Raw genomic sequence first — 19,088 nt, 5'->3', positions numbered from 1 at the left:
ACTTTGGTTTTTTATTTTAATTGAAATGATCACATTATATATCATATTAGTTATGGCGATTGCATTTTTTGTAATCATCAATCTTCCGGTTTTTGGCCGTTTACCAAAAAATCAAAGGTTAGCGAAAATCTACCAATTGCCCAATTATAAGGAAGGTGCATTGCAAAACCTATCCTTTACCCCAATGCAGCCTGAAGGTGTAAGCTTTTTTAAGGTTTTAAACGCATTCCTTTTCGAAAAACACCCTAATAAAGCTCCAGATAAAGCACTTCCTTATATTGCACCTAACCTAAACGGTAGTCCTAAAGGCGATGCTCCTGAAATTACCTGGTTTGGGCATTCATCTTACCTAATCAAAATAGACGGTTTAAGAATTCTGGTTGATCCAGTTTTTAGCAAAACCCCATCTCCATTTTCATTTATTGGGAGTAAGGCTTTTTTAGGTACAGACGTTGTAAAAGCAGAAGAATTTAAAAATATCGATATCCTGCTCATCACACACGATCATTACGATCACCTGGATTATAATAGCATTTTAAAAATTGCACCACAAGTTAAAACCATAGTTACTTCGCTGGGAGTAGGAGAACATTTAGAAAAATGGGGAATTAAAGCTGATAAGATCAATGAATTGTGCTGGAACGAATCGCTAACATTATTTAATAGCCTGAGGTTAACAGCAGTTCCGGCAAGGCATTTTACCGGAAGAAAATTTAAAAGAAATCAAACGCTTTGGTCGGCCTTTGTATTGAAAACTGAAAACTACCAACTATTTTTGGGAGGCGATTCTGGCTATGATACACACTTCGCCAAAATAGGCGAGGAGTTTGGCCCTTTCGATTTAGCTTTGCTCGAATGTGGACAATACAATGCCTATTGGCCGTACATCCATATGTTTCCTGAAGAAACTGTGCAGGCCACTATCGATTTAAAAGCAAAAGTTTTAATGCCGGTGCATTGGGGCAAATTTAGCTTAGCCATGCATCCCTGGAACGAGCCCATTAAAAGAGTGGTTTTAGCTGCATCAGCAAAGCAGCTTCCTTTGGTTACCCCAAGATTGGGAGAAACAATAATTTTAAATCAATATTTACCGACAGAAAACTGGTGGCTTGAGGAATAAAAACTAAACAATAATTGTACTATGGTGTTTAATTCTAAAATCAAATACAATTATGAAAACTGATCTTGTTGAAATTTTCCAGACCATTAGAGCCGGAATACAGCCCTATGCCACCCGCGGATATACGGTACACGAAAATTCGGAAAACGGGTATGACCTTTATAGTGAAAAAAACATTGAATTAAAAGGCGAAAAAGTGACTGAACGCTTTTTTACAGGTGTCTATATCAATGGAAATGCTGTAGAAGTTAAAATCAATACAGATGAATTTTCCACTACAAATCATAATTTAAGCGATTTTGGCAAAAGCAAAGCAGGATTGACAATTTCAGCACTCGATGATTCCAAATTAAAAGAAGTAGAAACTCTGGTAGAAATTATCCATACTAACTTTAAAGAAAAAGAATGGATTTAACAATCTGATGGTTAAATTTGCAGTAGATAATTTTTCTAAAAAACCTTCTACTGATTGAATAATTTAACTTTTGACGTTAACTGGCATCATCAATTAAGCTTAGCCCTTGCTAATAACAAAATTGGGTGCTTTTTTTTTATAGCGCATGACTTTCAATTATTACGGATTGATCCTCAATTGATTATTCATCTCGTAAGTTTAAACAATAAATTTACCTCACAACACCTCATTGGGCTACAGGAAAAATATCGTCAGGAAGGTATTAAACTCATTCATCTCTGGGAAGATCTGTGGCAATCAAAACCGGATCAGGTTTTAGCGAGAATTAAATCTTTGCTTGGAAAAAATATCCGTATCCACGGTAGAAAAACCAAAGTATTCAAAATTACTAAACCCGTTGCCGATTCATTTTTAATTGAAAATCACTTGCAGGGCTCAGTAAGCAGCCGATATAAAATTGGTTTATTTGAAAAAGAGGCGCTTGTAGCGGTTGCTACTTTTTCGGCACTACGCAAAATGAACCATACCGAAAATTATAGATCGGCAGAATTGATCAGGTTTGCCGTTAAAGCTGGCTATTCTATTACTGGAGGGCTTAGCAAGTTGATTGCTTTTTTCGTTGAAATACATAAACCTAATGACCTGATGACTTATGCAGATCGCGACTGGTCGGCAGGAGAGGCCTATATCAAATTAGGTTTTAAGCAAACCGCAATTTTGGAGCCGCAAACTTATATTCTGGATAAAAATCTAAATCGTCAGCTCAATAAAGATCATAAGTTTTTTGCACAGGAGGTATTTAATACAGGAAGTTTAAAGTTTATTCTTAAGTTTTAATGGATCAGCATAATCTCATCATCATTTTAGGGGCAACAGCTTCTGGCAAAACGAAACTTGCTGTAAGCGTTGCTGATGCGTTTAATGGCGAAATTATTAGTGCCGATAGTCGTCAGATTTTTAAACGGATGGATATTGGTACTGGGAAAGATTTGCAGGAATATCACATTAACGGTAAAACAATTCCTTATCATTTAATCGATATTTTAGCACCTGGCGAACGTTATCATGTAGATGCTTTTAAAAACGACTTCTACGAGGCTTTTGAAACCATAACAAAAAAAAACAAAATTCCTATTCTCTGTGGCGGAACAGGAATGTATATCCATAGCCTTTTGCAAAATCAAACTTTTACTGCCATTCCCGTAAATCAAAAATTAAGAGATCAACTAAATTTATTATCGAAAGAAGCGTTAATTTCAAAATTGCAAAGTGATAATAGCCAGAATATTGATCATGTTGATTTATCCTCAAAGAAGAGATTGATCCGTGCATTAGAAATAGCAGAATATTTGAAACATAACCAGCTGGAAACTGTAGAGCGGCCCGAAATTAAACCCATTATTTTTGGATTGAAGAATGAAGTAGAAGTAACCAGAGCTAAAATTTTGACGAGACTGAACGAAAGGTTTAAAGCAGGCTTAATTGAGGAAATAGCACAATTGCTTAAAGAAGGCATTAGTAAGGAAACATTGATTTTTTATGGCCTGGAATATAAATTTATCGTCAATTATCTAGATGGGTTATTTACATTCGATGAGCTGAAACTGAAACTTGGCATCGCCATTTGCCAATATGCTAAACGGCAAAATACCTTTTTCAGGAAAATGGAAAAGGACAATATTGAGATTATTTGGCTCGATGCATCAGCACCCACAAACCTCTTACAACAGTTGGCAATTGAAAAAGTTTTACTTCGCGAAAATTAACTTCTATTGGTCATCTTAATGTTGGTTTATGGCCTAAATGGTATTAGAAAAGCCCTTTTGGCACAACCTTTGTATTTGTTGCAGCATATTAGTTTAACTCAAAAACAATATCTTAAATGAAAACAATTACTAAAATCATTGCTACTTCAGCAGCTGTCGTGGCTTTATTCTTTACTACAAATGCTAACGCGCAATCTTCTCAAAAATTAGGAATCGGTATTTTTGGTGGTATACCAACAAGTGATGCATACAGTGTAGCGCTTGGTGCAGATTTACGTTATCAATTTGACATCGATAAACAATTATCGATTCCCGTTACTGCTGGTTATACCCGTTTCTTAGGTAAAGAAATTGGCAATTCAGGTATAGATGCTCCTGATTTCGGCTACATTCCTGTTAAAGCCGGCGTTAAATATTTCTTTAATGAATCAGGTTCTGGTATGTATGGTTTAGCAGAGCTTGGTGCTGGTTTCGGTACAAACGAAGGTAGCGGAACATCATTTGTGTATTCACCAGCTCTGGGTTATGCATGGAGTAACGGTTTAGATTTAGGCGTAAAATACGAAGGCTTAGCTAGAGATGGTAGCAGCACTGGTTATGTTGGCCTACGTTTAGCTTACGGATTTAGCCTATAAGCTTAATCACAAACACTATTAAAGCCTCCTTTTTTAGGGGGCTTTTTTATTTCATAACATTCTGAAAAAAATGAAAATTTAAAAATCCACCATAGATATTTTAACGTATATAAACTAAACCCTTAATTAATAACTTAAAATATCCAAAATGAAAACAGTTACTAAACTTTTTGCAACGACATTAACAGCCCTTGCAATTTTAACCACTTCAAATCTAAAGGCACAAACTATGGGGTCTACTGAACCAATGACATCGGGAAGCGGTATGGCTTTTAAAATCGGCGTAGGCGTAAACGGTGGATTATTTCCAGACAAGTCTGAAATGGATTATGGTTATGGTGCAGATGTAAGACTTCAATATGATTTAAGCCCTTACGTGGCCGTTACTGCCTCAGGTGGTTATACCAGATTAAAATGGAAAGGAAGTCCGCTTAAATTCGAATTTATCCCTTTATTAGGAGGTGTTAGAGTATTTCCGATCGAGAGAATGTATTTAAGTACTGAATTAGGTTCGGGTTTGGCTATAAAAGATGGTGCTAACATGAACTTTATTTATACAGGCGGTTTAGGCTATGAGTGGAAAAATGGTTTAGATCTTGGCATAAAATACGAAGGTTATGTAAACAATAGTGCTTCTGATCTCTATTTCATGAAAACCGGTCAATTTAACCTGAGATTAGGATATAATTTCAAATTATAATTAGAACATCATTTAATTTAAAGTCTCGATGAAAATCGGGACTTTTTTATTTATTTACCATTTTAATTGCTATTTTGAGCCGAAAACCAAATACAATGAAAAGAATATTCGGATTAGTAATACTTACCGCTTTAATGGCCTGTAACCAGGCTGAAAAAAAATCTACAGAAACTAAAGATTCAACAAAAACAGATTCGGCATCGGTTAAAAATGAGGTTTCTATAAAAGACAGGCAGAAATCTGAAATCTTTAATCAATATGTAGATTTAAAAAACGCACTGGTAAAATCAGATTCAGCAGATGCACAAAAATCTGCAGCACAGCTACAAACGAGTTTAGCTGCTTATAAAGGTTGTGAGCCAACTGCAGCTGTTGCAGGCAAAATCGCGGGAAGTAATAATCTCGTTTCGCAAAGAAAAGATTTCACGGTTTTAAGTGCTGATTTAATTGCATTATTAAAGAATGCGGAAATAGAAAAAGGCACAATTTATGTTCAGCATTGTCCAATGGCAAATAAAGGAGACGGAGGTGACTGGTTATCAATCGAAAAGGAAATTCGAAACCCTTATTACGGTAACGAAATGTTAGAATGCGGTAGAGTTGCTGAAGAGATTAAAGCAAAATAAGATGCGAAATCTGGTCTAATTAAGCATGATTGTTACGTCATTTTGACTAATTATTCATATTAATTTAACAGATTTGTTATGCATGTATATTAATTTTATATAATTTAGAAAGCTATAAACACAATACAATAATATGTCAGATATTGCAGAGATCAAAGTTGATGGTAAGACAGTAGAATTGCCAGTAATTACAGGAACAGAAGATGAAAAGGCCATTGATATTTCAAAATTAAGAGATCTAACAGGTTTTGTTACTTTGGATACTGGTTTTAAAAATACGGGTTCTACAAAGAGTAAAATCACTTTTTTAGATGGTGAAAAAGGCATTTTAAAATATAGAGGTTATTCGATCGAGGAGCTTGCCGCAAAATCGAGTTTTTTAGAGGTTATTTACCTGATCATTTATGGAGATCTGCCAACACAAAAACAACTTGAAGATCTACAGGCTGACATAAGCAAACATACTTTGATCCATGAAGACATGAAGAAATTTTTTGATGGCTACCCATCAAGATCTCATCCAATGGGTCAATTAGGTTCCCTGATCTTCTCATTGTCTACATTCTATCCTGAGTGTTTAAAACCAAATCAAACCGCAGAAGAACAAGATTTAACCATTATCAAACTTTTGGCTAAATTCCCAACCATTGTTTCTTTCGTTTATAAAAAATCATTAGGTCATCCACTTATTTATCCAAAAAATAAATACGATTATGTAACCAATTTCCTTTGGATGACATTTGGACAACGTACAGAAGATTATGATGTAAATCCGATTGTGGTTAATGCCATGAATAAATTACTTATTCTGCATGCAGATCACGAGCAAAACTGTTCAGCATCTACCGTTCGTATTGTGGGTTCGTCTGATTGTAATTTATATGCTTCAATTGCTGCTGGTATTGCAGCGCTTTGGGGTCCACTTCATGGTGGTGCTAACCAGGCTGTAATCGATATGCTGGAACTAATTAAAGCTGATGGTGGTGATACAGAGAAGTGGATTGCAAAAGCGAAAGACAAAAACGATCCATTCCGTATGATGGGCTTTGGGCACAGGGTTTATAAAAACTTCGATCCAAGGGCTAAAATCATTAAAAAAGCATGCGATGATATCTTGGAAAATTTAGGTATTGATGACCCGATTTTAGAAATTGCCAAAAAGTTAGAAGAAGCAGCTTTAACTGATCAATACTTCATAGACCGTAAGTTATATCCAAATGTTGATTTCTATTCAGGTATTATTTACCGTGCATTAGGTTTCCCTTCTGAAATGTTTACAGTTCTATTCGCTTTAGGCCGCTTACCAGGATGGATAGCTCAATGGAAAGAAATGCACGAAAACAAAGAACCGATCGGCCGTCCACGTCAGATTTATGTTGGTGAAACCGATAGAGAATTTGTTGAGTTGAAAGACAGAAAATAATTTCATTAAGCATAAAAAAACCACTCGATAATATCGGGTGGTTTTTTTATTCGGGGTATTCCCTTAACAGTCGTCACCCTGAATTCATTTCAGGGTCTATCTCTTGCAAGAAAGATGCTGAAACAAGTTCAGCATGACGTTGCGCTCTAAGTAGCTACATAATAAATTAAATTAACCATCACCACTTCAGATACATTAAATGCTATCCAATACATCACAAAAATCCAGAACATTTTAAAAACTATACTCCAGGGTTTCCTTTGATAAAATACTTTTAAAGCATTATACATATACCAACAGATCCAAACAACAACTCCTAGTTCAATAACAGTGCTAATAATGCTTCCCTTACCAAAAACATGCTTAATTAATGGGTTGGTAAAAATTTGCACTATAAAATAGGCAGTCATTCCGTGGATGGCAAAAATCAAATGATTTAAATAATAAATATGATTTTTCCTAAAATTCCACATAATAAAAAGCGCCAATAAAGGCATCAACAAAAAGTATTGTTTTGGTCGGTTATGCTCTAGCGTTTCTTGAATTACTTCAGAATTTTTACCAATATTGATCGCTCTTTTTTTAATCATCCGCTCATACCAATTATCCCGATCAATAAGTGGTAATTTCTTTTGTCTCAACAGGTAAGCAGCATAGGTACTATCGTTTCTTTCAGTATGGATTTCACTAAAATCTTCAATAAGATCATTAATTGAATCTGATTTAAGTGAGGCATTTTCTACCTCAAGCCTTTTTAGTTCTGCTTCTTGATCTGAAAAACTAAGTCTTTTAAAATCTTTTGTTTTTATTACTTTATTAAGCGATTTTGCAGTTCTACTTGCAATAGCTTTAGGTACTCCCGGAAGCTTCAGCGCCTTATTTACACTGTCGGTAATACTTTCATCTCTTCGTTTTTCGGTCTTAGTTGAGTCATGAGTATCTTTTTCAACATGTTTTGGTGAATACACAACCAAAAAATATACGATGGATACGAAGATGTACATACTCACCGGATTAATATACCTGGCTCTTTTGCCAGCTAAATAATCAAGCGTAACCTGACCGGGCCTTGTTAAAAGAGGAGAGAGGGTTTGGAAGAATTTATTGTCGAAATGAAAGTAATGCGCAATACTGTGACTGATAAAAGCCCAGAAACTTTCTTTTAACTCTAAATTTGGTTGACCGCAATCGCTACAGTAATGTTTTTCTACATGAGCGCCACAGTTTAGGCAATTGTGTTCTTTTCTATACTTACCAGCTGACATGGGACAAATCGAAATTATAAATGGTTAATGGCTTCTACTTCTGCTCGGGTATGTTTGTGTTTAAATATGACTACAAAAACTATCGCAATAACCAGTACATAAATGGTGAAAGATAACCAGATGTTGTGCCAGTCTTTCACATCTAATGCCCTGCTTAAATTTCCGTTCTCTAATACACTGATTCCTTTGTTTTTCAAAAATTGAAGCAGATGTTTATTGTCTGCTTCACTCTTTACATATTTAGATAAGGAATCAATACTGCTGTAATAGGTAGTAAAGTATTTATTGATCATCCAACCTGATACTAAACTTCCGAACACAGCTCCGAAACCGTTAGTCATCATCATAAATAAACCTTGAGCAGATGAACGTGTTTTTGGTGTAGTTGAAGTTTCAACGAACAGTGATCCCGAAATATTAAAGAAATCGAATGCCATACCGTATACAATACAAGAGGTGATGATCATCCATAAATTGGTAGAAGGATCGCCAAAGGCAAATAAGCCGAAACGTAATACCCAGGCAAACATGGCAATTGCAATTACCCATTTAATCCCAAATCTTTTCAAAAAGAATGGAATAGCAAGAATAAATAGTGTTTCTGATATTTGAGAGATGGATAAAATGATAGTAGAATATCTGATTACAAAAGATTCGGCAAATACAGGGAATAATTTAAATTCATCCAGAAAAACATCACCATAAGCATTGGTTAATTGCAATGCAGCCCCTAAAAACATAGAGAAGATGAAAAACAAGGCCATTTTATAATCAGCAAACAGCTTGAATGATTCTAACCCTAGTTTTTGTGCGAATGTTTTTTTCTCACTAATTAAATTTAAAGGTTTACAGGCAGGTAAAGTGAAAGAGTATATACCTAAAAATAAAGCGCTTATACCAGCAATGTAAAATTGATTTGCACTTGCTTTATTCCCGGTTAAATTGGTAAGCCACATGGCGGCAATAAAACCAACTGTTCCCCATACACGGATGGGTGGAAAGTTTTTTACCACATCGAAGTTGCCGTTTTTTAAAGTTGTGTAGCTAATTGAGTTACTTAATGCAATGGTTGGCATATAAAAACACATAGACACCAATATTACCCAAAAGAAAGTATGCGGATCTTCTACTTGAGGCAGATAGAACATGGTGGCTGCGTAAAGGATATGTAAAATAGCATATAACTTTTCTGCATTGATCCATTTATCAGCAAGAATACCGGTTATGGTTGGCATAAATAGCGATGCAATACCCATGGTAGAGAAAATTACCCCAAAATCTGCACCATCCCATTGTTTGGTTCCGAACCAATAATTTGCAATCGTAATTAACCAGGCAGCCCATACAAAGAATTGCATGAAACTCATTATAGTTAAGCGAAACTTAACATTCATAATAATAGTTTAGTTTGATTATTGAAAGTAAAAGCTGAATATAGAACTATTTTGAATGATAATCCAAAATGAACCTAAATTATTTTAAACAATCTGGTTCATTTTAGAATTTAGCTTTTTATAGAAAGGATTTGAGAAAAAATCTAGACAAATTTCGATTAGATAAACATTTTTATGTGTAGCAGCACTAAGATATTCCACGTTTATTCAATTCATCTCTTAACCTTGCAGCCTTTTCATAGGCTTCATCGGCAATAGCTTCCTGTAATTTTTGTTGAAGTTCTTCTAATGTTAAATCACCGAAACCTTGTTGTTGGGTTGAGGTAGGCAAACTATCCGCTTCAGGCTCTTTTGCAATAGAATCCATATTTTCGAGAAAAAGAAAATCATTCCCTTCTATTACGATTCCAGCAGAAGCCAAAATAAATTCGTAGGTATAAATCATGGCATTAAACCGAACCGCCAAAGCAATAGCATCAGATGTCCTGGCGTCAACTTCATGTGTGTTTTTACCATCGCTGCAAATTAACTTTGCATAAAAAACACCATCAACCAGGTTGTAGATGATAATTTCCTGGATATTGATATGAAAAGTATCAGCCATTGATTTGAATAAATCATGTGTTAATGGCCTACTAGGAGTCATTTTCTCAATTTCTATAGCAATGGCCTGTGCTTCAAATGCACCAATAATAATCGGTAAGCGGCGGCGTCCATTTACTTCTCCTAAAACAAGGGCATAAGCACCAGATTGAGTCTGGCTGTAAGATAAACCTACAATATCTAATTTAACTTTTTTCATATTTATGGTAAGACGTTATAGGTTTTGAAAACCTATAACGTCTGTAAAGATATTATCCTTTATGTGCTTTTAATGCGTCAATTAATTTTGGTACAACCTCAAAAGCATCGCCAACAATACCATAATCGGCCACTTTGAAGAAAGGAGCTTCTGGATCTTTGTTGATTACTACAATCACTTTTGATGAACTAACACCAGCCAAATGCTGGATAGCGCCAGAAATACCGATAGCAATATAAAGGTTAGGGCTAATGGCAATACCGGTTTGACCAACGTGTTCTGAATGTGGTCTCCAGTCTGCATCCGATACCGGTTTAGAGCATGCTGTAGCAGCACCCAACAAACCAGCCAATTCTTCAATCATTCCCCAGTTTTCTGGTCCTTTTAAACCTCTGCCAGCCGAAACCACCAATTCTGCATCAGGTAATGAAACTTTATCAGTTGCCCTAACAATCTCCTTAATAACAGTTCCTAAGTCTGATTGTTTAACATCAGCAGTAAAGGTCTCTATTGCCGCATCAGTAGCATTTTCTTTAACGCCAAAAGCATTTGGATTTAAAGCAATTACTTTATTGGTCGATGTTAATTCAGTAATCGCGAATGCTTTACCTGAGAAAGCCGTTTTCTTAACCGAAAATTTACCATCAGTACTCGGTAATTCTACTGCACCATCAGCTAAACCTGCTTTAAGTTTTACTGCAATACGTGGCGCTAAACCTTTACCAGAGAAAGAGTTAGATAAAACTACAATATCGGCACCTTCTTTTTCTGCAGCTGCAGCAATAACACTTGCATAGGCTTGATTTACAAAGGTTTTTAGTTGATCGACACTTACATTTAAAACTTTAGATGCACCGTATTTACCCAATTCCTTTAATTCGCTGTCGGCTACATCGCCAATAGAAATTGCGGTTAAATTAGTTGATTGTTGATCGGCAATCGCTTTGGCGTAAGATACTGCTTCGAAAACAGATTTCTTAAATTTGCCCTCAGCTTGTTCTACATATACTAATACTGACATATAATTTTATTCCTTAAAAGGATTTTAGTAAAATTTATTTTTATATTTAAAAGTCCCATTTAGGGGATTTAGGGGTTATATTACTTTAGCTTCACTATGAAGTAAACCAATTAACGATTCTGTTTGGTCGGCAGGAATTAACTTAACCGTTCCGCGAGGAGCAGGGGTTTCATATTTCGTAACCTTGGATACCTCTTCGATAGCAACTGCATCTACTACAGCCAATGGTTTTGTTCTGGCACTCATGATACCACGCATATTCGGAATTTTTGGCTCTGCTACGCCTTCAGCACAACTTGCAATAAACTTACCTGAAACGGTTAGCACTTCTTTACCGCCTTCAATTTCTCTTTCAATCGTTGCTGTATCACCATCAACATCTAATTTTTTGATAATCGATACAGATGGAATGTCTAAAAATTCGCCAACCATAGCAGCAACCTGATTACCATTATAATCGATAGACTCGCGACCGGTTAGGATAATATTGAAATCTTTATCTTTTGCATATTCCGCAATCTGTTTTGCCACGAAATAGGCATCTCTGGGTGCTGCATTAACCCTAACGGCATCATCTGCACCAATTGCAAGTGCTTTTCTAATGGTTGGATCGTTGCCCGCTTCGCCTACATTAATAACCGTTACCGTTCCTTTACCGCCTTCAGTTAGCTCAATTGCTCTTGATAAGGCGATTTCATCGTATGGATTAACAATATATTGCACTCCTGACGTATTGAATTCGGTATTATCATTAGTAAAAGTTATTTTTGTCGTTGTGTCTGGCACATTACTGATACAAACTAATATTTTCATATGTTAATAGTGGTTTTTATTGCTATGACATTATCGAGCCGAAATTTTTAGCTCATGATAATTCATATGTTATATGTTTATTATATAAGGTCTTTCTGCAAATTTAATTAAAAAAGCAAGGAAATAAAATGTCATCAACCCGTTTAAGTAAGTTATTGGAATTTTTAGAAAGCGATTCTAACGATCCATTTATACTATATGCCTTAGCCACAGAGTATAACGCACAAAATGATAAGGAAAAGGCTTATTCTTTTTACCTTCAGTTAACGGATAAACACCCCGATTATGTTGGCACTTATTACCATTTAGGCAAATTGCTAGAAAAAGATGATCAAAAAGAGAAAGCTATAGCTATTTATCAGAAGGGTATGGAGGTAGCGCGCAACAAAAGAGACATGCACGCTTTTTCTGAACTACAGGGCGCATACAATACAGCTGCAGGATTAGATTATGAAGATGATTAACCCCAAACCCCTTAAGGGACTTTTAGTTTTGAGCTAATGCAAACAAAACCTATAGCTGCAAAAAAACAGTGGTTATTCATTAGAAACGTAATCTTTTTTACATTTACTTCTTTTGGAGGTGCACAGGCACACCTGGCACTCTTGCTTAAATACTTTGTTCAGGGCACTAAATTTATCTCAGAGGAAGAACTTTTAGAGTTAAATGCACTGGCGCAGGTACTCCCAGGACCAGCATCCACTCAAACCCTGGTTGGGATAGCTTGGAAAGTTGGAAAACTTAAACTGGCCATTATTACTTTCCTGATCTGGATTTTACCCACAGCAACCATAATGACCTTTGCTGCGATAAGTTATGCCTTACTAGATCAAAAACAAAAATTTAACGATATTCTAGAATATATCCAACCAATTGCACTGGGTATTGTAGCATATGGCGCATGGAAACTTGGTAAAAAGGTTTTATCCTCTCAGGTTTCTATATTCCTGGCCATTGCATCGGTTATTGCCACATTAGTTTTAAGAAATGCTTATGTGTTCCCATTGTCGATATTGATAGGCGGAATGATCTCTTCGGCCATCGAAACACCAAAAGAGGAAGCAGAGTTAAGGGTTAAACTTTTTTCAAATATCAATCCTAAAAAACTGATCTACTTTCTAGGTGCTTTGTTTTTATTTGCCTTAGTAGGTGCAATTATAAATAGAACATCGCCCTTCAGTTTACCGATCCGTTTGCTCGAAAACTTTTACCGTAATGGAATATTGGTTTTTGGAGGCGGGCAAGTGCTTGTTCCTTTGATGTTTACTGAGTTCGTAGAAATGAAACATTATTTGCCTTCATCTGGATTTTTATCGGGTTTTGCATTACAGCAGGCCTTACCTGGTCCAACATTTTCTTTTACGAGTTACTTAGGCGCATTAAGCATGAAGAATTTTGGTTATGGATTATGGGGCCAAATTTTGGGAGGATTGATCGGGGTGATCGGCATCAACTTACCTGGACTAATCCTTGTTTTATTTATCGTACCTTTTTGGGACGACCTGAAAAAGATCTCACGTATCCGTCATAGCCTTTCAGGAATCAATGCTGTTAGCGTTGGATTTATTATTGCTGCTTTTGTGCTACTGTTAATACCAATGGGCTTTAACTGGATATTCTTAGGGATTATGCTTGCAACGTTTCTACTGCTTAATTTCACAAAAATAAGTCCTCCGGTTATTGTATTGGCAGGTATCCTTATCGGATATTTATTTTAGTATAAGATATGTACCAACATCGGGTTTATAGAAAAATTGTTAAAAGTTGGAAAGCAAAGACAGTAAACTTTGGGCTAATGCAGTCCCGCTATCACTGCTGCTCCGATGAAACCTGTGAAACAAGCAAGCACACAATAAAAAACAAAAAATACAGTGCTTAAATCGGGAGCATTCGTTCTATCGGGTTTAGATTGGTTGGTTCCCTGCTACTAGGTCGGTTTTCCGTGCCAGTGCCTATAGTTTTTACACTTTATTACAACTGAAATCCTTTTTTATTATGTTTAGGGATAATTTATTGCATAAATTATAAATGACAGCGTTTTTTTTGATAGGATGTGAGGAATCGTCATCGCGAGAAGGCATTTTCAGCCGACGAAGCAATCTTACAACTACCGCTTGTAGCGAACGCTTTAAGATCCCCGCCTGCGCGAAGACGACCACTCTAGGGATCTGTCAATAGTAGCCAAGTCGAACAGCAAAAAAGATCATAATATAAAAGCAGGAGCAAAATTCGAAAAAGCTAAACCTTTATGCTAAAAAATAAAAATGAGTTTTGTTCCGAATAATGGATAGATTACTAATTCCTAAAACGGTGGATCATCATCATTATAATCGTCCATTTTTGAAGGGCGGATAATCACGTTGCTTTGTTTTTCAAAATCCTGTGATGGATACATACCAGCTGAAGGATCAGCCGCAAATGAACTTGGTGGCGCATTAAAGTCTTCTTCCAAATCTGTAAACTTCACAAATTTACCTACGAATTTAAGTGGTACAATTCCGGTTTCACCATTACGGTGTTTTGCAATGATAACCTCACCAATACCCGCTTGCGATCTTCCTTGTTCATCCTCGGTAATACCATAATATTCAGGGCGGTACAAGAATAATACCATATCCGCATCCTGCTCAATCGAACCCGACTCACGTAAATCGGATAACATTGGCCGTTTTCCCTGTAAACCTGGTCTACTCTCTACCGCACGACTTAACTGCGATAGCGCCAGCACCGGAACATCAAGTTCCTTTGCAACTGATTTTAGCGCCCTCGAAATACTACCAATTTCCTGCTCACGGTTACCACCGCCTTTTCCTTCGCCTTTACCATGCATTAACTGCAAGTAATCGACAATTACCAATTGAATATCGTATTGTGATTTTAATCTTCTGCATTTTGCCCTGAACTCAAAAATATTTAGTGCAGGCGTATCATCAATTAATAGGGGAGCTTCGGTTAAACGGCCAATTTTACTGTGTAACTGCTGCCATTCCCATTCCTGTAAATTTCCTTTTCTGATTTTTTCCTGCTCTATTTCTGCTTCTCCAGAAATCAAACGATTAACCAGCTGAACTGACGACATCTCTAGCGAGAATACTACCGTTGGTTTTGCAAAATCGACGGTGGCGTTTCTTGCGCAGGTTAGTACGAAAGCCGTTTTTCCCATCGCCGGACGTGCAGCAATAATTACTAAATCCTGCTTTTGCCAACCACCGGTTATTCTATCCAGTCCTGTAAAACCAGTTGGCACACCAGTTAAACCATCGGTTTTGGTACGAAGCTCTTCAAGTGTAGCTAACGATTGTTTAATAATATCGTCCATTTTCTGTGTATCTCTACGCAGGTTATTCTGGGCAATTTCGAAAAGTCCTTTTTCTGCCTGATCTAAGAGATCAAAAATATCAGTCGTATCTTCGTAGGCATTTGTAATGATTTCGGTAGAGATTCTGATCAGTTCACGCTGAATATATTTCTGAGAAATAATACGTGCGTGAAACTCGATATTCGCTGCTGAAGCAACTCTATTGGTTAAGTTGGTAATGTAGTAGGCGCCACCAACCATTTCTAAAGAGCCTAATGTCCGCAGTTCTGCCGTTACTGTTAAAATATCAACCGGGCGCGATTTTTGAAATAGAATATGAATCGCTTCAAAAATTTTCTGGTGGGCAATGTTATAAAAAACCTCTGGTTTCAAAACATCAATTACAGCAGAAAGCGCATCTTTTTCGAGCATTAACGCTCCAAGAACTGCTTCCTCAAGATCTAATGCCTGAGGGGGAATTTTCCCCTGTGAACTTATAGTATTACTTAACCTGCTTTTTCTAGCAGTCATACTGTTCTTTCCGCCTTGTTCATTATCGATACTCATTCCACAAAAGTAATCAAATTTTGATGCGGTTGTTCGAATTAGTTACTAGCTGTTTGTTAACAAATTGAAGCATAATCAGATTAAATTTTATTGGATTTATGATGGCATATAAATTTTTAAACAATTAAATGTTAATAAGGAGAACATTGTTTAGGGCTAAAACATTTTATTTGAATACTTTTGCCTAACAATTTCAAAACATGGATAATTTTAGAAGACCGCAACGCGCAAAAGAGAATAATGAGTTTGTATTCGGCATCAGGGCCGTAATAGAAGCCGTTAAAGCAGGAAGAGACATTGAAACCATTTACCAGCAACGCGGTCTGGGCGGCGATCTTTTTTTAGAATTAAAAGCCCTTTTAAAAGATACTTTGATTCCTTTAAACTCGGTTCCGGTAGAAAAACTGAACCGCATGTCGCAGAAAAACCATCAAGGTGTAATTGCGGTTATTTCGCCGATTACCTACCAGAATATTGAAGACATTATTCCAACTGTTTTCGAAAAGGGCGAGGTTCCGTTAATTTTGGTTTTAGATAGTGTGACCGATGTGCGTAATATGGGTGCAATTGCACGTACGGCCGCTTGTGTAGGGGTGCACGCCATTGTAGTTCCTTTAAAAAATGCTGCACAGATCAATGCTGATGCGATTAAAACATCTGCAGGTGCCTTATTCAGCATTCCGATTTGTCGCCATGCTAACCTGCACAAAACCTGTTTATTTCTACAAGAAAGTGGCCTGCAGCTAGTAGCCTGCACCGAAAAAACCAGTGATTTTATTTATGCGCCAGATTATACTATGCCTACGGCAATTATAATGGGATCTGAAGATGAAGGAATTTCTAACGATCTTTTAAGGGTAGCCGATCACCTGGCTAAAATACCAATGGCCGGAAAAATCGAATCGTTAAATGTTTCTGTTGCTGCTGGAGTAATTTTATACGAAGCGGTTAGACAAAGAACAGTTTAGGTAAGCGGGTTGATGATATCAATATCTATTGTTACATCCCCTTCGAGGTTCGTTTTCCTGAACCCGAGCTATCGGGTTGTTTCAGGATCTTTCACAACAGAATAAGATAGGAATATGAGATGGATGATGAAAACTATGCTACATCATCCATCTTACATTTATTTAGATGAATTTATTGCCAAAACGCGATTTAACCTCCGCAACAAACTCTTTAACTTTTTGCTCTTCATTTCTTGGGCAGATCATCAGCATATTATTGTTTTCTACAACAATGTAATCGTGAAGGCCTTGCAGGATAACCAATTTATCTTTAGGAACATTCACCATACAGTTCGATGAATCGAACATCAGTACCTGCTCTGAAGGGATAACCGCATTACCCACATAATCTTTCTCAGCCATCTCATAAATAGACGCCCAGGTTCCTAAATCAGACCAGCCGAAATCAGATGGAAGCACATAAACATTTTCTGCTTTTTCCATAATTCCAAAATCTATTGAAATATTGGTGCATTGAAAATAAGCATTATTGATAAATTCTTTTTCGCCAGCTTTATTCAACTCAGATCTACCGATATTAAATATTTCGTACATATCTGGAAGGTGTTTCTCGAAAGCATTCAATATCGCCTTAGCCGACCAGATAAAGATCCCTGCATTCCACAAGAAATCGCCACTCTGCAAAAATGATTTTGCCAATTCTAAATTTGGTTTTTCGGTAAAGGTTTTAACTTTATGCAGATCAGTATCGGTGTTGAGCACGTAATCTGTATGCTGAATATAACCGTAACCCGTATCCGGGCGGTTTGGTTTAATACCCAAAGTGATTAAACAATCATTTTTCGAAGCAGCCTCTAAAGATTGCTCAATAGATGCTATAAAGCCGTCTATATCTGCGATGGTATGATCAGAAGGCGCAACAACAATCGTTGCATTAGGGTTTAACTCGGCTATTTTTAAACTTCCATAAGCAACACAAGGGGCTGTATTTCTCATTAAAGGCTCAGCCAAAATCTGGTTATCTGTTAATTGCGGTAATTGCTTTTTAATTAAATCTGAATAAATTTCGTTGGTAACGATAAATATATTTTCAGGAGGACAGATGTTTAGAAATCTTTCGTAAGTACTTTGAATCAGGGTTTTTCCAACACCGAAAAAATCAATAAACTGTTTTGGATATTCCGTTCTACTTACTGGCCAAAAGCGACTTCCGACGCCACCGGCCATAATTAATGCATAATAATCTTTATTCATTTCTTATTTTAAAAATTACACTATGCCCTCGTTAAGGAGATCGTGTAAATGGATAATGCCAAAGTAAGTATTTTGTTCTAGAACTAGCAACTGTGTAATGTTATTTTGCTTAATAATATCTAAAGCATGAACTGCTAAAGCATCAAATTGTATGCTCTTTGGCGTTCTGCCCATTATATCTTCGGCTTTTAAGTTTGCAATAGAATTGTTATTTTCTAACATCCTCCTTATATCACCATCGGTAATAATGCCAAGTACTTTATCATCGCTATCAACAACAACGACTGCCCCCAAACGGTTTTTACTAATTTCTATTAACACGTCTTTAACTGATGCGGATGGATGTATGGAAGGTTTCTCATTAGACAAAGCCAAATCCCGGGCTTTTAAATACAATTTTTTACCTAACGACCCGCCTGGGTGATATTTCGCAAAGTCGGATTCGTTAAAATCTCTGCACTCCAGCAAACAAATAGCTAAGGCATCGCCCAATGCCAATTGCGCCGTTGTACTGGTGGTGGGCGCCAAATTATGCGGACAGGCTTCTTTTTCGAAAGAAGTGTTCAAAATCAGATCGGCCTGTTCGGCTAAAAAAGAATTCAATTCACCAACCATCCCGATGAGTAGATTGCCAGACGTTTTTAACAAGGGGGTAAGCACTTTTATTTCCGGCGTATTTCCACTTTTGGAGAGGCAGATTACAATATCATCTACCTGGATCATACCCAGATCGCCATGAATAGCATCTGCGGCATGCATAAAAATAGCAGGGGTACCTGTTGAATTAAAAGTAGCTACCATTTTTTGTGCAATGATTGCACTCTTTCCTATGCCAGTAACAATTACCCGCCCTTTGCCATGTAAAATGCTTGATACGACTTTTTCGAAATCGCTGTTAATATTCGTCGCAACATTTAATATTGCTGCTGCCTCAAGCTCTAATGTGCTTACAGCCGATTGGATTATTGATTTTTTACTTTTCAAAGAGAAAATAATTGTCTGTTAATACTTGAAATTCTTG

General features: G+C 36.7%; 19 protein-coding genes. 11 read left to right on the top strand and 8 right to left on the bottom strand.

Annotated elements, in window-relative coordinates; genetic code table 11:
- Positions 1-52 precede the first annotated feature (52 nt).
- From EYS08_RS21195 to EYS08_RS21160, 8 genes are all read left to right on the top strand, one after another.
- Positions 53-1,120 carry an MBL fold metallo-hydrolase gene (locus EYS08_RS21195; protein WP_244216011.1) on the top strand — a complete coding sequence of 356 codons (1,068 nt, stop codon included), beginning with the start codon at positions 53-55 and terminating at the stop codon, positions 1,118-1,120.
- 52 nt (positions 1,121-1,172) lie between these two features.
- Entirely contained in the window at positions 1,173-1,535 is a 363-nt protein-coding gene (locus EYS08_RS21190; protein ID WP_131031981.1) for a hypothetical protein, read from the top strand.
- Positions 1,536-1,712: 177 nt separating this feature from the next.
- Positions 1,713-2,372, top strand: a complete 660-nt coding sequence (locus tag EYS08_RS21185) for a PDDEXK family nuclease (protein ID WP_131031980.1) — start codon at positions 1,713-1,715, stop codon at positions 2,370-2,372.
- The gene (miaA, locus tag EYS08_RS21180; protein WP_131031979.1) at positions 2,372-3,301 is read left to right on the top strand and encodes a tRNA (adenosine(37)-N6)-dimethylallyltransferase MiaA; all 930 of its coding nucleotides are present in this window, start codon (positions 2,372-2,374) and stop codon (positions 3,299-3,301) included. Before EYS08_RS21185 ends, miaA begins: the two co-directional genes overlap by 1 nt.
- Positions 3,302-3,417: 116 nt before the next feature.
- Positions 3,418-3,936 (top strand): hypothetical protein, encoded by a 519-nt coding sequence (locus tag EYS08_RS21175; RefSeq protein WP_131031978.1) that lies wholly within the window; start codon positions 3,418-3,420, stop codon positions 3,934-3,936.
- 148 nt (positions 3,937-4,084) lie between these two features.
- Positions 4,085-4,636 carry a hypothetical protein gene (locus EYS08_RS21170; protein ID WP_131031977.1) on the top strand — a complete coding sequence of 184 codons (552 nt, stop codon included), beginning with the start codon at positions 4,085-4,087 and terminating at the stop codon, positions 4,634-4,636.
- Positions 4,637-4,731: 95 nt separating this feature from the next.
- On the top strand, positions 4,732-5,262 hold the full coding sequence (locus tag EYS08_RS21165) for a DUF3347 domain-containing protein (protein WP_131031976.1): 531 nt from the start codon (positions 4,732-4,734) through the stop codon (positions 5,260-5,262).
- Positions 5,263-5,395: 133 nt separating this feature from the next.
- A complete protein-coding gene (locus EYS08_RS21160) occupies positions 5,396-6,685 on the top strand; it encodes a citrate synthase (protein ID WP_057934373.1) in 1,290 nt (429 codons plus the stop codon).
- A 146-nt stretch (positions 6,686-6,831) separates the two neighbouring features.
- Here EYS08_RS21160 and EYS08_RS21155 read toward each other — a convergent pair whose 3' ends face one another.
- The 5 genes from EYS08_RS21155 to EYS08_RS21135 form a co-directional block, all read right to left on the bottom strand.
- Positions 6,832-7,950, bottom strand: coding sequence for a DUF3667 domain-containing protein (locus EYS08_RS21155; RefSeq protein ID WP_131031975.1), 1,119 nt, complete (start codon positions 7,948-7,950; stop codon positions 6,832-6,834).
- A gap of 14 nt (positions 7,951-7,964) precedes the next feature.
- A complete protein-coding gene (locus EYS08_RS21150) occupies positions 7,965-9,344 on the bottom strand; it encodes a nucleoside permease (protein ID WP_131031974.1) in 1,380 nt (459 codons plus the stop codon).
- Between the two features lie 187 nt (positions 9,345-9,531).
- Complete coding sequence (locus tag EYS08_RS21145; RefSeq protein WP_131031973.1) at positions 9,532-10,146, bottom strand: bifunctional nuclease family protein; 615 nt, start codon at positions 10,144-10,146, stop codon at positions 9,532-9,534.
- Positions 10,147-10,198: 52 nt separating this feature from the next.
- Entirely contained in the window at positions 10,199-11,167 is a 969-nt protein-coding gene (locus EYS08_RS21140; RefSeq protein ID WP_131031972.1) for an electron transfer flavoprotein subunit alpha/FixB family protein, read from the bottom strand.
- A 75-nt stretch (positions 11,168-11,242) separates the two neighbouring features.
- On the bottom strand, positions 11,243-11,980 hold the full coding sequence (locus EYS08_RS21135) for an electron transfer flavoprotein subunit beta/FixA family protein (protein ID WP_131031971.1): 738 nt from the start codon (positions 11,978-11,980) through the stop codon (positions 11,243-11,245).
- A 128-nt stretch (positions 11,981-12,108) separates the two neighbouring features.
- Between EYS08_RS21135 and EYS08_RS21130 the strand changes: the two genes are divergently transcribed.
- Together EYS08_RS21130 and chrA are read left to right on the top strand one after the other, a co-directional pair.
- The gene (locus EYS08_RS21130; RefSeq protein ID WP_131031970.1) at positions 12,109-12,444 is read left to right on the top strand and encodes a tetratricopeptide repeat protein; all 336 of its coding nucleotides are present in this window, start codon (positions 12,109-12,111) and stop codon (positions 12,442-12,444) included.
- 36 nt (positions 12,445-12,480) lie between these two features.
- Positions 12,481-13,698, top strand: a complete 1,218-nt coding sequence (gene chrA, locus EYS08_RS21125) for a chromate efflux transporter (protein ID WP_131031969.1) — start codon at positions 12,481-12,483, stop codon at positions 13,696-13,698.
- Between the two features lie 584 nt (positions 13,699-14,282).
- Here chrA and dnaB read toward each other — a convergent pair.
- Positions 14,283-15,845 (bottom strand): replicative DNA helicase, encoded by a 1,563-nt coding sequence (gene dnaB, locus EYS08_RS21120; RefSeq protein ID WP_108198750.1) that lies wholly within the window; start codon positions 15,843-15,845, stop codon positions 14,283-14,285.
- A gap of 200 nt (positions 15,846-16,045) precedes the next feature.
- Between dnaB and rlmB the strand changes: the two genes are divergently transcribed.
- Positions 16,046-16,813: a 23S rRNA (guanosine(2251)-2'-O)-methyltransferase RlmB gene (gene rlmB, locus EYS08_RS21115; RefSeq protein WP_131031968.1), complete on the top strand. Its 768-nt coding sequence runs from the start codon at positions 16,046-16,048 to the stop codon at positions 16,811-16,813.
- Positions 16,814-16,975: 162 nt separating this feature from the next.
- Here the strand turns inward: rlmB and EYS08_RS21110 are convergent, their stop codons facing one another.
- Entirely contained in the window at positions 16,976-18,067 is a 1,092-nt protein-coding gene (locus tag EYS08_RS21110) for a mannose-1-phosphate guanylyltransferase (RefSeq protein ID WP_131031967.1), read from the bottom strand.
- Positions 18,068-18,082: 15 nt separating this feature from the next.
- Positions 18,083-19,051, bottom strand: coding sequence for a KpsF/GutQ family sugar-phosphate isomerase (locus EYS08_RS21105; protein ID WP_131031966.1), 969 nt, complete (start codon positions 19,049-19,051; stop codon positions 18,083-18,085).
- Positions 19,052-19,088: the final 37 nt, after the last annotated feature.

It is taken from the genome of Pedobacter kyonggii (genome assembly GCF_004310665.1).
Classification (GTDB): Bacteria; Bacteroidota; Bacteroidia; order Sphingobacteriales; family Sphingobacteriaceae; genus Pedobacter; species Pedobacter kyonggii.
The sequence above is the reverse complement of the archived record's forward strand: the minus strand, read 5'-3'. Positions and strand labels throughout refer to the sequence as shown.